A 13,945-nucleotide genomic window follows, 5' to 3' on the forward strand; every position below is an offset into this window, starting at 1 on the left:
TCCGGGCTATCGGCGTCCATGGCCGCGGGCGCACGATCCCTCACTGAACGGTGACGTGGTTCACCCGTTCGAAACGAGATCGTCGTTCGCCGCGCGCCGGGAGCGTACGGCGCTGGGAGGTGCTGATGTCCGACCGGGACACCAAGGAGGTGACGTCGGAGATGGAAGCCGATCCCGGGGCGAGCGCGACCGCCGCGGCCGAGCGTCGCCTCACATCCATCGGATCACGCCCGCGGCGGCCGTCGCGCCGGAGACGGCGGGCGCGTGCGCCGGGATGGTTCCTGCTTCCCGCCCTCGTTCTCTACGCGTTCGTGGTGCTGGTGCCGAGCGTCAGGGGAGCGGGATACGCGTTCACCGACTGGGACGGCCTGAACCCGGTCAAGCACTTCGTGGGGCTCGGCAACTTCCGGCAGATGTGGTCGGATCCGGCGGCGCGCGGCGCGCTGCGGCAGACGCTGATCATCGCGGTGGCGATCACGGTGGTCCAGAACGCGCTGGGGCTGGCGCTGGCGATGGGCGTGCACAGCCTGATCAAGAGCCGGTTCGTCCTCCGGGTGCTGCTGTTCGCACCGGCGGTGATGACGCCGGTGGTCACCGCGGCCCTGTGGAAGTACATGCTGGCGCCGGACGGTGCGATCAACGGCCTGCTGGACGGAGTCGGCCTGGGCTCCTGGCAGCAGAACTGGCTGGGCCGGGGCGATCTGGCCCTGGCCAGCGTGATCGGCGTGATCGTCTGGCAGTTCGCCGGCTATTCGATGGTCATCTTCCTGGCCGGGCTGCAGGGCATCCCCGCCGAGATCCACGAGGCCGCGGCGGTCGACGGGGCGGGCGCCTGGCAGCGGTTCCGCCGCATCGTGCTGCCCCTGCTGGCACCCGCGACGACCATCAACCTGATGCTGTCGATCATCGGCGGCCTGAAGCTGTTCGACCAGGTCTGGGTGATGACCGCCGGCGGGCCGGGAAACGCTACCGAGACCCTGTCCACGCTCATCTACAAGAACGCCTTCCAGTTCAACGAGTACGGCTACAGCGTCGCGATCGCGATCGTGCTCACGATCTTCGTCGCGATCATCTCCAGCGGCCAGTACGGGCTGCTGCGGCGGCAGGAAAGGGCGGCCCGGTGAACCGCTACACGGCGCGCACCCTCCTGCGCGAGATCCTGATGATCGCGGTCACCGCGGTGATGGCGTTCCCGCTGTACGTACTGGTGAACCTGTCGCTGCGGGACCCGCACGACGGGTCGTCCGCGGTCGTGCCGACGACGTCCCCGACGCTGCGGAACTACGCCGACGCGTGGCGGGACGCCGGGCTGGCCGGCGCCATCGTCAACAGCGTCGTCGTCACCGCGTTGAGCGTGGCGTTGATCGTGGTGCTGTCGGCGATGGCCGCCTACCCGCTGGCCCGGGTGACCGCCCGCTGGTCGCGATGGCTGTTCTGGCTGGTCATGCTCGGGCTGCTGCTGCCCTTCCAGCTCGCGCTGCTGCCGCTGTACCAGACCATCCGCGATCTCCACCTGCTCGGCACGCTCTGGTCGCTGGTGCTGTTCTACAGCGGGCTCCAGGTGCCCTTCGCGACCTTCCTGTACGTGGGGTTCCTGCGGGCGATCCCCCGCGACTACGAAGAGGCCGCGCTCATCGACGGCGCCCGGCCGATCCAGGTCTTCTGGCGCGTGCTGTTCCCCCTGCTCCGTCCCATCACCGGGACGGTCATCATCCTCAACGCCATCTTCATCTGGAATGACTTCTTGACTCCCTTCCTGTATCTCAGCGGCAGCGACCAGCAGACCATTCCGGTCGCCATCTTCGGTTTCCTCGGCCAGTACGTCTCGCAGTGGAATCTGGTCTTCGCGGGCCTCGTCCTGGCGATGCTTCCGATCCTGGCCGTCTACTTCGTCATGCAGCGGCACATCATCAAGGGCTTCGCGGGAGGGCTGAAGGGATGACCGTGCCACCGCCTCCCGGGCCACTGACCCCGTACGGCCTCACCTGCGAACTGCTCGACGAACCCCTGGGCCTGGACGAACCGGTTCCGCGCCTGTCGTGGAAGCTGCGTTCGTCACGGCGCGGCGACGCCCAGAGCGCCTACCGGCTCACCGTCGCGCCGTCCGGAACCGATCTGCGCGACGGCCGCCTCCTCTGGGACACCGGCCGCGTGAGCGGCGCCGACACGCTGCTGATCCCCTACGACGGCCCGCCGCTGCAGTCGTCGACCCGCTACCACTGGCGCGTCACCGTCTGGGACGTGCGCGGTGAGCAGACCGCCCACGCCGATTCGTGGTTCGAGACCGGGCTGCTGCACCGGGACGAATGGAAGGCGTCGTGGATCGCCCGCGACCGGGACGCGGCGCCGCCCCAGGATCCGCCGGCCGTCGAGGACCGCACGGAACGCACGCGCCACCTGGCCTCCTGCCCGCATCTGCGGCGTGCCTTCACCGTCGACAAGCCCCTGGTCCGGGCCCGCGCGTACGTCAGCGCGCGGGGCCTGTACGAACTCCGGATCAACGGGCGACGGGTGGGCGACGCCGAGCTCGCCCCGGGATGGACCGAGTACCGGCATCGCGTCCTCTACCAGACGTACGACGTCGGTGACCTCCTACGCAAGGGCGGCAACGCGATCGGCGCGGTGCTGGCCGACGGCTGGTGGAGCGGCTTCGTCGGCTTCGACTCGCGGCGGCAGGCGCTGCACTACGGCGACGCGCCGCAGCTGATCGTCCAGCTGCTGCTGGACTTCGCCGACGGCTCACGCCGCTGGGTGCTGTCGGACGGCGACTGGCGCGAGCGGTCCGGCCCGATCCGGCACGCCGACCTGCTCATGGGCGAGTACGTCGACGGCCGCCGCGAGCTGCCCGGCTGGGACGAACCCGGCTACGACGACCACGACTGGACCCCCGTCGCGATCGCCGGCGCCGACACCTCCGTCCTGCGGGCCGCGCCCGACCGTCCGGTCCGGGTGCTCGAGGAGCTGCCGGCCCGTACGGTGGAACGCCGCGCGGACGGGCGGTTCATCGTCGACCTCGGTCAGAACATGGTGGGACGCGTCCGGCTGACCGTCCGGGGCGCTCCCGCCGGACGGCGGATCCGGCTCCGGCACGCCGAGATCCTCGACGACGGCGAGTTGTACGTCGACAACCTGCGTACCGCCGAGGCAACCGACGTCTACGTGACGGCCGGCCGCGGCGTCGAGGTGTTCGAGCCCCGCTTCACCTTCCACGGCTTCCGCTACGTCGAGGTCACCGGCCACCCGGGCGACCTCGCGCCCGAGGACGTCACCGGACGCGTCCTGCACAGCGACACCCCGTGGACGGGCGAGTTCGCGTGCTCGGACGAGACCGTCATGCGGTTGCAGTCCAACATCCGCTGGGGCCAGCGCGGCAACTTCGTGTCCGTCCCCACCGACTGTCCGCAGCGCGACGAGCGGCTCGGCTGGCTGGCCGACGCGCAGGTCTTCCTGCCGACCGCGTGCCGCAACGCCGACGTCGCCGCGTTCTTCGCCCGCTGGATGCGCGACGTGGTGGACGCCCAGCACCCCGACGGCGCGTTCCCCGACGTCGTGCCGGAGGTGTGCATGACCCGGGAGGGCGCGCCCGCCTGGGGCGACGGCGGCGTGATCATCCCCTGGCACCTGTACCGGGAGTACGGGGACCGCCGGGTGCTGGAACGCGGCTTTCCCGCGATGAAGGCGTGGGTCGACCACGTCCACCGCGACAACCCTGACCTGCTGTGGCGGCACCGCGTCGGCAACCACTACGGCGACTGGCTCCAGGTCGGCGCCGAGACCCCGCGCGACCTGCTGGCGACCGCCTACTTCGCCCGCAGCGCCGAACTGGTCGCCAGGGCCGCCGAAGTGCTCGGTGCGGAGGAGGACGCCGCACGCTACCGCGCGCTGCGCACCGCCGTCGGGGACGCGTTCGCCGACGCCTTCGTCGACGCGGACGAGGGACGCGTCGCGGGCGAGACCCAGACCGGCTACCTGCTCGCCCTGGCGTTCGGCCTGCTGCCCGAACGGGCGGTACCGGCCGCGGTGGACCGGCTCGCCGCCGACGTCGAAGCCCGCGGCCACCACCTGACGACCGGCTTCGTCGGCGTCGCGCTGCTGTGCCCGGTGCTCGCGGCGCACGGCCGCGCGGACCTGGCCTACGCCCTGCTGCACCAGGACACCTATCCGTCCTGGGCCTACTCGATCCGGCACGGCGCCACCACGATCTGGGAGCGCTGGGACGGCTGGACCGAGGAACACGGCATCAAGCCGCCCGCGATGAACTCCTTCAACCACTACAGCCTCGGCTCGGTGGGCGAATGGCTGTACGGCGGCGTCGCCGGCATCGGCCAGGCCCCCGGATCCGTCGCCTACCGCGAACTCCGCCTCGCTCCCACGATCGGCGGACGGCTCACCTGGGCCTGCGCCCGCCAGGAGACCGCGCGCGGAACCGTCGAATGCGGCTGGGCCCTGGAAGCGGGAGAACTCCGGCTCCGGGTCGTCGTCCCGCCCGGCGTGGACGCCACGCTGACCGTGCCGACCGAACTCCCCGACGGCGTGTCCGAGAGCGGCGTGCCGCTGCCGGCGGTCGATGGCGTGGACGTCCTCGAACGCTCCGACCGATCCCTGACCGTACGCCTGGGCAGCGGCCACTACGACTTCAGGGCTCCTGCCACCGGGCCGTCCTCATCACCGTCCCAGGTCCTGGCCCAGGACCTGCCCACCCCCTGAGGAACACCATGTCCAAGATCAATCGTCTGACCGCCGTCTGCGCGGTCTCGGCCGTCGCCCTCTCCGCCGCCGCGTGCAGCAGCGGCACCAACGCCCACTCCGGCGGCTCCAAGAGCCTGCGGGTGTCGGCCGTCGCCACCGACCGCGCCGGCACCGAAGCGGTCATCAAGGCGTTCAAGCAGCACAACCCCGGCGTGAACATCACCGCCTCCTACGCCGACACCGACCAGTACCAGGGCACGCTGCGCACCCAGCTGTCCTCGGGCACCGCGCCCGACGTGTTCTTCGCCTGGCCGGGCAACGGCAACCCCGGTGCCGTCGACGTGCTCGCCCCCACCGGCTACCTCGCCGACCTGTCCGGACGATCCTGGACGTCCCGGATCCCCTCCGGGATCAAGCCCGTGACCCAGGTGAACGGGAAGACCTACATCGTGCCGCTCACCTTCGTCGGCATCGGCGCCCTGTACAACAAGAAGGCCCTGGACGAGGTCGGTTCGAAGATCCCCACCACCTGGACGCAGACCCTGGCGCTCTGCGACGCGGCCAAGGCGAAGGGCAAGGTCGCCTTCGCCCTCGGCGACCAGACCGACTGGGTCACCCAGCTCGTCGACTACGCCCTCGTCCCCACCACCGTCTACGCGACCACGCCGGACTTCGACCAGAAGATGAAGGCCGGCTCCGCCACCTTCGCCGGATCCGGCTGGAAGACCGCGATGGACAAGTACCTGGAGATGAACAGGCGCGGCTGCTTCTCCAAGGACCCGCTCGGCACGTCCTTCGAAAGCTCGGTGTCCCAGCTCGCCAAGGGAGACGCCGTGGCCGCCGTCCAGGTCACCTCCACCCTCAACCAGCTCAAGTCCGAAGCCCCCCAGGGCACCGGATTCGGCATGTTCCCGTTGCCCGCCACCGACAACCCCGCCGACACCCGCATGCCCGGCGCCGCCGGCGGGGCCTTCGCCCTCAACGCCAAGGCCAAGAACCCCGGCCTGGCCTCCGAGTTCATCGACTTCCTCGCCACCCCGGAAGCCATGAACCTCTACGCGGGCGCCATCGGCAACCTCCCGAGCATCCCCAACGCCCAGTTCACCGCCGACCCCGCTCTCCGGCCGCTCATCGACTTCCAGAAGGCGGGCAGGACCGTCCCGTTCATGGACCAGCTGTGGCCCAACCCCAAGGTCCAGCAGGCCCACTTCACCGGCGTGCAGAACCTGTTCGCCGGCAAGGCCGACCCGGCCGAGGTCCTCAAGCGGATGGACGAGGCCTACACCCAGAAGTAACCGCCGACACCGAGCCCGTGCGGTCCGGCCTCCGGCCGCACCGCACGCGCCGGTAACCCCTCAATCTCTCGCTGGAACGCCTATCCTGTATGTATCAGTAAAAGAAAAGACTTCGGATAAGCGGCCATTCGCGCCGAACCTCCCCTACCGTTACGGAGCATCTGGCCGGGACTGCTGACCAGCGAGCAGGCGGGAGCACGCGAATGACCGATCTCCGCGACATTCCGGAGGCGCCCGCCGAACCTGCCGCCGTACCGCCCGTGAGCCCGTTGCGCGAGGTCGTACGGCCACCCGGCCACCCACGGCCGGCGCTGCAGGCTCCCGCGGTGCTGCTGGAGCAGGTCACCAAGGTCTATCCGCGCGGCGTCCGTGCGCTCACCGAAGTCTCGATCACCGTCGAGCGCGGCACGTTCGTCGTCGTGACGGGGCCGCCGGGGGCGGGCAAGAGCGCGTTACTGCACTGCGCCGCCGGCCTGGACGAACCGACCAGCGGCAATGTGATCATCGACGGCACCGCGGCCGGCGGGCTCAGCGAGACGCGCCGTGCCGAACTGCGCCGCGAGCGCGTCGGGTTCGTGTTCGCGCCCTACAACCTGGTGCCCTCGCTCACCGTCGCGGACAACATCAGGCTGCCGCTTCGGCTGGTGGGCAAGGAGCCGGACCGGGACTGGCTGCGGATGCTGGTCGAGCGGGTGGGGCTGAGCGACCGGCTGGACCACCGCCCCGCCGAGTTGTCCGACGGCCGGCAGCGGCGGGCGATGATAGCCCGGGCTCTGGTGACCAGGCCGACGGTCGTGTTCGGTGACGAACCGACCGGCGGCCTGGACCCGCACACCGCCGGCGAGGTGCTCGACCTGCTCCGCGACCTGGTCGACGGTCTCGGCCAGACCATGGTGATGGTGACCCGTGACCCGGCCGTCGCCGCCTGGGCGGACCGTGCTCTGGTCATGGCCGGCGGGCGGGTCCGTGGCACGGTGAACGGGCCGACCGCGGCCGGGGGCGCTCACCGCCTCACCGAGCTGGAGACGGAGGCGATGCCAGGCTCACGGTGGCGCCCGCCGCCATCCGCCGCCGGGATCGCGACACGGCCGGCGCCCGATCCGGGGACGGCCCAGGCGCACGGTTCGATGTTCGGCGCGTTGCTCCGGGCCCACCGGACCCGCCTCGGCCTGAGCCAGGAGAAGCTCTCCGCCGAATCCGGAATGAGCGTGCGCGCGATCAGCGACATGGAACGGGGCCGGGCGCGCGGACCCCAGTCGCGTTCCACCGAGGTGCTGGGCACCGCGCTCCGGCTGAGCAGGCCGGAGCTCGACTGGTTCCACCAGATCGCCACGGCCGGCAGGCGGCGCTCGAACGCGTTCGACCGCACCCTGGACTCGCTGCCCGCCCATTCCGGCCCGCTGGCCGGCCGTGACGGCGAGATCGCGACGATACGGGCGCTGGCGGACACCGCCGCGCACATCCAGCCGCCGGCACCACCGGCGGCGGCGATCTCCGGTGGGCCCGGAGTCGGTAAGACGGCACTCGCGATCCGGGCCGCTTACGATCTGCGCGACCGGTTCCCCGACGGGCAGCTCTTCGTCTGCCTGGGCTCCGCCGGGAGGCGTTCGGGTTCGCCCGCCGGAGCGCTGGGCACACTGCTGCGATCGCTCGGCGTTTCCGGAGAGCTGCCCACCTCGCTGCAGGAGCGCGGCGCGATGTACCGCTCGCTGCTCACCGGCAAGCGCGTGCTGGTGGTGCTCGACGACGCCATCGACGAACGCCAGGTCCGCCCGCTCATCGCCCCGAATCCGCACTGCATGACCCTGGTCACGAGCCGCCGTACGCTCGCCGGCCTGGAGACGGCGCGGCCGGTGCCGCTGCGCTGCCTGTCGGTCGGCGAGGCGCTGACACTGCTCGAACAGGCGGTCGGCGCCGACCGCGTGGCCGCGGAGCCGGAGGCGTCCGCCGAACTCGTCCAGCTGTGCGGCCTGCTGCCGCTGGCGCTGCAGATCATGGCCAGGCGGCTGGCGAACCGCCCGGGACTGTCGATCCGCCGCCTCGTCGAACAGCTGCGGCCCGCGGAGAACCGGCTGACCGCCCTGAGCGTCGACGACCTGAACGTGCGCGACGCCTTCGTCTCCTCCTACCGGAGGCTCTCGCCGACCACCCAGCGGATCTTCCGGTGCCTGTCGTTGCTCCCGGACCACCGCCCGTTCGACGCCGGCCTCGCCGCCGCGTCGGCCGGGGTCGGCCGGGACCGGACCGAGGAGGCCCTTGAGGAGCTCATCGACACCAACCTGGTCGAGGTGACCAGGAGCGTTCGCTGGTTCCAGCTGCCCGGCCTGCTCTGGCTGTTCGCCCGCGAACGCCAGGAGGAGGAAGGCCAGGAGGAGTCGGTGGGAGGCCCCATGCGCTTCGACGGACGGCCGCTTCGCTCACGGCATCTCCAGGTCGTCCGGGGTGAGCAGCCGTAGATCGTCGAGCGTGGGTGAGGCGACCGACGCCAGCCGCCCGGCCTGCCGGGTGATCATCACGTCCAGGACCTTGCGGGCGTACCGCGCGTTGCCGAACGACTCGTCGCGTGGCACGGACGCGAAGTGGCCGGCGAGCGCCCCGCTCAGCTCCGGAGCGAGCTCGTACCCCTGGGCGGCGGCCTGGTAGCCGACGATCGTCACCAGCTCCTCGTCGGTGTAGTCGGCGAAGGTGACGTTGCGGGAGAACCTCGAGGCCAGGCCGGGGTTGGAGTCCAGGAACCGCCGCATCGGCCTGGAGTAGCCCGCGACGATCACGACGGTGTCGTCGCGGTGGTCCTCCATGAGCTTGACCAGCGTGTCCACGGCCTCCCGGCCGAAGTCGCCGTCGGCTCCGGGCGGGGTCAGCGCGTACGCCTCGTCGATGAACAGCACGCCGCCTCGCGCCTTGTCGAACGCCTCCTTGGTCTGCTGCGCGGTGTGCCCGATATAGCGGCCGACCAGGTCGGACCGGGCGACCTCCACCATCTGCCCACGCGGCAGCACACCGAGGGCGGAGAGCAGCTCGCCGTACAGCCGGGCCACCGTGGTCTTGCCGGTGCCGGGCGCGCCGGAGAACACGAGATGATGGCTGATCTTGGGCACCGGAAGCCCGACCGCCGCGCGCTTGCGGGTGGCCGATACGAGATTGACCATGTCGGTGACCTGACGTTTCACCTCGGCCAGGCCGATCATGGCGGTGAGGTCCGCCATCAGGGCCGCCAGCCGGCCCTTGTCTCCGGCCACCGCGCCGGAACCGTTGCGCGCCGCCTCCGCGGCGGCCTCCCCGACGTCCTCCGCGGTCAGCCGGAGCAGGTCGGCGGGGTCGGAGTCGGGCATGCGGGTGAGCCGCACCGCCTGCCGGTCGACCATCCCCTCGAACGTCCTGCGGGCCTCGCGCCCGTTGCCGAACGTGGCGTCCCTCGTCATGGTCTCGAAGTGGTACGCGAGCGCGACCCGGCCGGAGTCGTCCAGCTCGTAGCCGTGCTTGGCGCACTGCTTCTCGACGATCGTCACCAGCTCGTCGACGCTGTAGTTGGGGAACTCGATCGTCCGGCTGAACCGCGAGGCCAGGCCCGGGTTGGTCGAGAGGAAGCGCCGCATCTCCTCGGAGTAGCCGGCCGCGATCACGACGACGTCGTCGCGGTGGTCCTCCATGAGCTTCACCAGCGTGTCCACGGCCTCCCGGCCGAAGTCCGTACCGCCCCGCTCCCCCTCGCCCGCCAGGGTGTACGCCTCGTCGATGAACAGCACGCCGCCGAGGGCCTTCGTGAACGCCTCGGTCGTCTTGATCGCGGTGCCGCCGACGACGCGTGCCACCAGATCCGCGCGGGACACCTCGACGATGTGGCCGTACCGCAGCACGTCCAGTTCGGCGAGGATGCTGCCGTACAGCCGCGCGACCGTGGTCTTGCCCGTGCCGGGCGGCCCGGCGAAGATCAGGTGCCGGCTCATCGGCGGCGCCGGCAGGCCCACCTCGGCGCGGCGCTTCGCCAGCTCGTTGCGGTTGACGAGCGCGGTGACCTCGTCCTTCACGTTCGCCAGCCCGACCAGGGCGTGCAGGTCGGCCAGCGGGCCGTGCTGCTCCTCGGGCCGTTTCGGCTCCGCCTCCTCGCCGGCCGGCCGTTCCGCGTCCTCGGCGGGCTCGACCGGCTCCGCCGGCTCTTCTCCCCCGGCGCCGGCCTCGGCGGTCTCGCCGTACGCGTCGGGCAGCTCGTTGGCCTCGCTCACCAGGTTCTCGACGAGAAGGTGGTCGCCGGGTGTGGTCTGACGCACGCCGCCGCGCCGGTTGCCCCGCGCGAGGCAGTCGCACACCTCGACCTGGCCGGTGCCGTGCGCCAGCAGCCCGTCCCCGGCGTTGTCGAACAGCTGGCAGCCGGTCAACCGTGCGCGCCCGCCCGCCGCGACCAGGACGCCGTTGCGCCGCCCGCCGTGCATCGAGCCGCGCGTCACCCGCGCGAACGCCGACGCACCGACCGCGACGCCGTCGGAGGCGGCGCCGAAGACCTCGCAGTCGTTGAGGGTCACCTCCGCCTCATCCTTGATCGTCACGCCGCAGCCACCGCCACGGCGGACGACGGCGCGGGACACGTGCACCGCGGAGCGTCCGCTGATCCGGATGCCGTGCTTGCGTCCGTCGCTGATCTCGGCGTCCTCGAACCGGCCCTTGGCCCCGGTGACCTCGATCGCGTTCCCCTGGCAGCCCGTCACGACGAGTCCGCGTACGAACGGGTCGGCGTCCTCGGCGAGCGCGATGCCGGCACCGTGCGGGTCGTGGATCCGCACGCCGGTGAACTCCGCGGTGCTCCCGCCGGTCAGCTCGATCCCCGCGGCCTTCCCGTCCCGCACGGTGAGCTCGGTGAACATCGGACAGGCCGTTTCCTCGACCCGTACGGACGCCGAGGTGGCCGCGCTGACCGTGCACTCCTCGACGGTGCCGCGCGCCTGCCCGCTCACCCGGATGCCGTGCCCGGCGGGGGCCTCGATCCGGCACCGGCGGATGACCGGATCGGTGCCGTCGTCCAGGATGACCGCGGTGTCGCCGGTGTTGCGGACCTCGCAGTCCTCGACCGTGACGCGCGCCCGGCTCCTGATGTGGATCCCGGTGCCGGACGTGTCGTGGACCCGGGCCCGCAGGATCCTGGTGGAGCTGTTCTCATCCAGCGCGATCGCCGGCTGTTCGGCGCCGGACACGTCGCAGTCCTCCACGGTGCCGCGACCGTGCCCGTTGGCGCACACGGCGTTGCCCTTGGCCGCGCGGAGCGTACATCCGCGCACCGACGGGTCGCTGCGCGACCCGATCACCACCGCGGAGGTGCCGAGGTTCTCGACGACGCAGTCGGCGACCACGCTGGGCGCCTCCGCGGTGATCACGATGCCGGCACCGGCCGGGTTGGTCACCCGGCACTCGCGCATCGCCAGCGAGCCCTCGCCACGGGCCAGCACGGCCGTCCACGCCGCGCCGGTCACCTCGCAGCGCTCCATGGCGAGCTGGCCGTAGGACACGTCGACGGCGGGGATCTCGTCGTCCTCCACACCGCACACGGTCACACCGGTCAGCATGACCTCCGCGGACACCGACAGCGCGACACCGCGACGCGGCACGACCCGTACGTCCCCGCGCCGGCCCTCGGCGACGATCGTCACGACTTCGTCCAGTACGAGGTTCTCCTCATAGTGCCCGGGCGCGACCCTGATCACCGCACCGCTGGCCGCCGCCCGCACCGCCTCCCCGATCGTGGCGTACGCCTCCGGCTCGCCCAGGGCCACGGTGAGCACCTCGCGTGCCACGACATGCGCTCCTTCCTGGTCAGTGGCAGGACGCCTTGATCGGGGCGGCCGCGTGGTGTGCGTAGGTCGGCTGGTCACCGGCGTAGTCCACGCCCCGGTTGTCGAGCCGGATCGTGAAGACGCCGTCCGTGGTGAACTCTCGTTGCGCGATCCAGTAACCGCGATAGTTCACCTGGTCGACGATGAAGTCGGTGATCTTGTCGCCGTTCCCCTCCGGGCCCGCGAACACGGTGTAGTGCGTCGGGTCGCCTCCCACCAGGGAGACGTCGGTGTTGCGCGGGACGAAGACGTAGAGGGTGCAGAGCCTCCTCGGGCCCGGGTCGAAGGTCCACGTCGTGGAGATGTCGGGGTCCGCGACATCGGCGTCTCCTGACATCGGCACCGACGCGTAGTCTCCGCCGCATTCCGGCCCGTCTCCGGAGCCGCCCAGCCAGCCGTCCTTCCCCTCCTCGTAGCGGCCGTGCTCCTGGTAGGACGCCGTCGCGGTGTTCTGGCAGCCCGGGCCGGCCACCTGCGCCAGAGGCCGCTCCTCCGACGGGGTGGGAGAAGGAGCCGGAGCGGGGGCGACGGCGGGCCGGTCGGCGGACGCGGCCGCGTTTCCGCGATCGCCGGCCGGGTTCTTCTCGTCTTTCGTCTGGACGTCGCTCTGCTTTCCGGCCACCGGTGACTTCTCGGCGGCCGGCGATTTCTTGGTGGTCGGTGACTTCTCGGGCTCCGAGCGCGTTTTCGTGCCGGACGGCGTTCTGGCCAGCAGGGGAACCCTGTCCACGGGAGATTTCGTCCGGTCCGGATCCGTGGTCGCCGAAGGGTGCTCGGTCGGCCGGGCAGAGCCCGACGACCTGCCGGGGGCCTCGTGGGTGGGCGATCGGTCGGTCCGCCCGACCGCCGGCGCGGCGGCGGAGGTCGTCCGATTGACGCGGGGGATGAAGCCGCTGTTGCCGGAGAGGCCGTCCGCACCGGGACGGGCGGACTCCGTGCCGCCCAGCGCGATGTCATGACTCGCCGTCCGCTGCGCGTCGTCGTCGCTCACGTTCACCCGCGAGACCACGAAGGGAACGGATCCGAGCACGATTCCGACCAGGACCGCGGCGGCGAGCATCGGCGCGGGCGGCCGTGCCGGCCGGCGCCCGTCCGTGTCGGTCGGCCCGTCCACGTCGTCGTTTCCGCCGTCCGCGGCGGCCGCGGGCGGCGCCGGCGACTCGGCGGAGCCCGTCCCCGGGTCCGGCACGGCGACGAACGCGGGGAGCACCGTCGGCTCGGCGGGCTCCATCTCCCGGTCCGGCACCGCGGTGGACGTGGGAAGCACCGACGACTCGCCGGGATCCGTCGCCGGATCCGGCGCGTCGGCGATCGCGGGAGCCGCGGACGACTCGCCGGCCTCCGGTGCCGCGGCGTGCGCGTACCGCTCATCGCGGCCCTCGTGCTCGGCCTGCGCCTCCGATGCGGCGTACGGCTGTCCGGCGGCTTCGGGCCCGGGTTCGGCCTCGGCCTCGGAACCGGCCTCGGCATCGCCGTCCGATCCGGTCTCGGGGCCCGGTTCCGCTACGGCCGTCGCCACGCCGTCGGCGGCCGGTGCGGGTTCCTCATCGGAGCCGTCGCCGGACCCGGCCGGCCGCTCGGACGGTGGCTCGGCGGGGTCCGGCGCCTTCACCGGCCTCCCCGAGAGTGGCTCCAGCGGCTCCGCGGGATCCGGGAGGAGCCGGGGCGTGGGGGGCCGCAGGACGAGGCCGGCCTCGTTGACGCGGGCGTTCCCGGGCGCGGTGACGCTCCCACCGTCCGTACGGCAGGTACAGGCCGCTCTGCTCTCGTCGGCGGCGGCCTGGCGAGGGACGAACGTCTCGCCGGTGCCCGCCGCCGCGTTCTGCCGCCCGAGCGCCACGTCGGCACGTGCGCCACCGTCGCCCGGTTTCGACACGGGGGGAGAACCGACGAGATCCAAGGCACCGCCGCAGACCACGCACGTCGAGGGCCGGGCCCGGGGGTGCTCCACGCGGGCACGCGCGTACTCGACGCGGGCAGCGGCCTTCTTCCGCGCCGGCCTGCGGATCATTCGTCCCAGCTTCCCGGTCCTGCCTCGCGGCATCGCCGGGCTCGCCGATGTTTCGGGTGATTCGTCACCTCTGCCGTTCACGCGCCTCTCCTAACTGGTTCGCCATGAATCGGACGCACACCCGTGGC

The 13,945-nt window shown here is 71.8% G+C and carries 7 protein-coding genes; 5 read left to right on the plus strand and 2 right to left on the minus strand.

Annotated elements, in window-relative coordinates; all coding sequences use genetic code 11:
* Positions 1 to 125 precede the first annotated feature (125 nt).
* The 5 genes from ABEA10_RS12225 (at position 126) to ABEA10_RS12245 (ending at position 8,440) form a co-directional block, all read left to right on the plus strand.
* Positions 126 to 1,124 (plus strand): carbohydrate ABC transporter permease, encoded by a 999-nt coding sequence (locus tag ABEA10_RS12225; protein ID WP_345461869.1) that lies wholly within the window; start codon positions 126 to 128, stop codon positions 1,122 to 1,124.
* Positions 1,121 to 1,942 carry a carbohydrate ABC transporter permease gene (locus ABEA10_RS12230; RefSeq protein WP_345461871.1) on the plus strand — a complete coding sequence of 274 codons (822 nt, stop codon included), beginning with the start codon at positions 1,121 to 1,123 and terminating at the stop codon, positions 1,940 to 1,942. Before ABEA10_RS12225 ends, ABEA10_RS12230 begins: the two co-directional genes overlap by 4 nt.
* Positions 1,939 to 4,707: an alpha-L-rhamnosidase gene (locus ABEA10_RS12235; protein ID WP_345461874.1), complete on the plus strand. Its 2,769-nt coding sequence runs from the start codon at positions 1,939 to 1,941 to the stop codon at positions 4,705 to 4,707. The genes ABEA10_RS12230 and ABEA10_RS12235 overlap by 4 nt, the downstream gene beginning before the upstream one ends.
* Positions 4,708 to 4,715: 8 nt before the next feature.
* Positions 4,716 to 5,984, plus strand: a complete 1,269-nt coding sequence (locus tag ABEA10_RS12240) for an ABC transporter substrate-binding protein (RefSeq protein ID WP_345461877.1) — start codon at positions 4,716 to 4,718, stop codon at positions 5,982 to 5,984.
* 203 nt (positions 5,985 to 6,187) lie between these two features.
* On the plus strand, positions 6,188 to 8,440 hold the full coding sequence (locus ABEA10_RS12245) for an ATP-binding cassette domain-containing protein (RefSeq protein WP_345461879.1): 2,253 nt from the start codon (positions 6,188 to 6,190) through the stop codon (positions 8,438 to 8,440).
* On the opposite strand, the gene ABEA10_RS12250 is transcribed toward ABEA10_RS12245, so the two are convergent.
* The gene (locus ABEA10_RS12250) at positions 8,402 to 11,767 is read right to left on the minus strand and encodes a right-handed parallel beta-helix repeat-containing protein (protein ID WP_345461881.1); all 3,366 of its coding nucleotides are present in this window, start codon (positions 11,765 to 11,767) and stop codon (positions 8,402 to 8,404) included. The two genes, ABEA10_RS12245 and ABEA10_RS12250, sit on opposite strands and share 39 nt — an antisense overlap.
* 19 nt (positions 11,768 to 11,786) lie before the next feature.
* Entirely contained in the window at positions 11,787 to 13,817 is a 2,031-nt protein-coding gene (locus ABEA10_RS12255; RefSeq protein WP_345461884.1) for a hypothetical protein, read from the minus strand.
* Between the last annotated feature and the right edge of the window lie 128 nt (positions 13,818 to 13,945).

The organism is Actinoallomurus oryzae (assembly GCF_039541955.1).
GTDB classification, from domain to species: domain Bacteria; phylum Actinomycetota; class Actinomycetes; order Streptosporangiales; family Streptosporangiaceae; genus Actinoallomurus; species Actinoallomurus oryzae.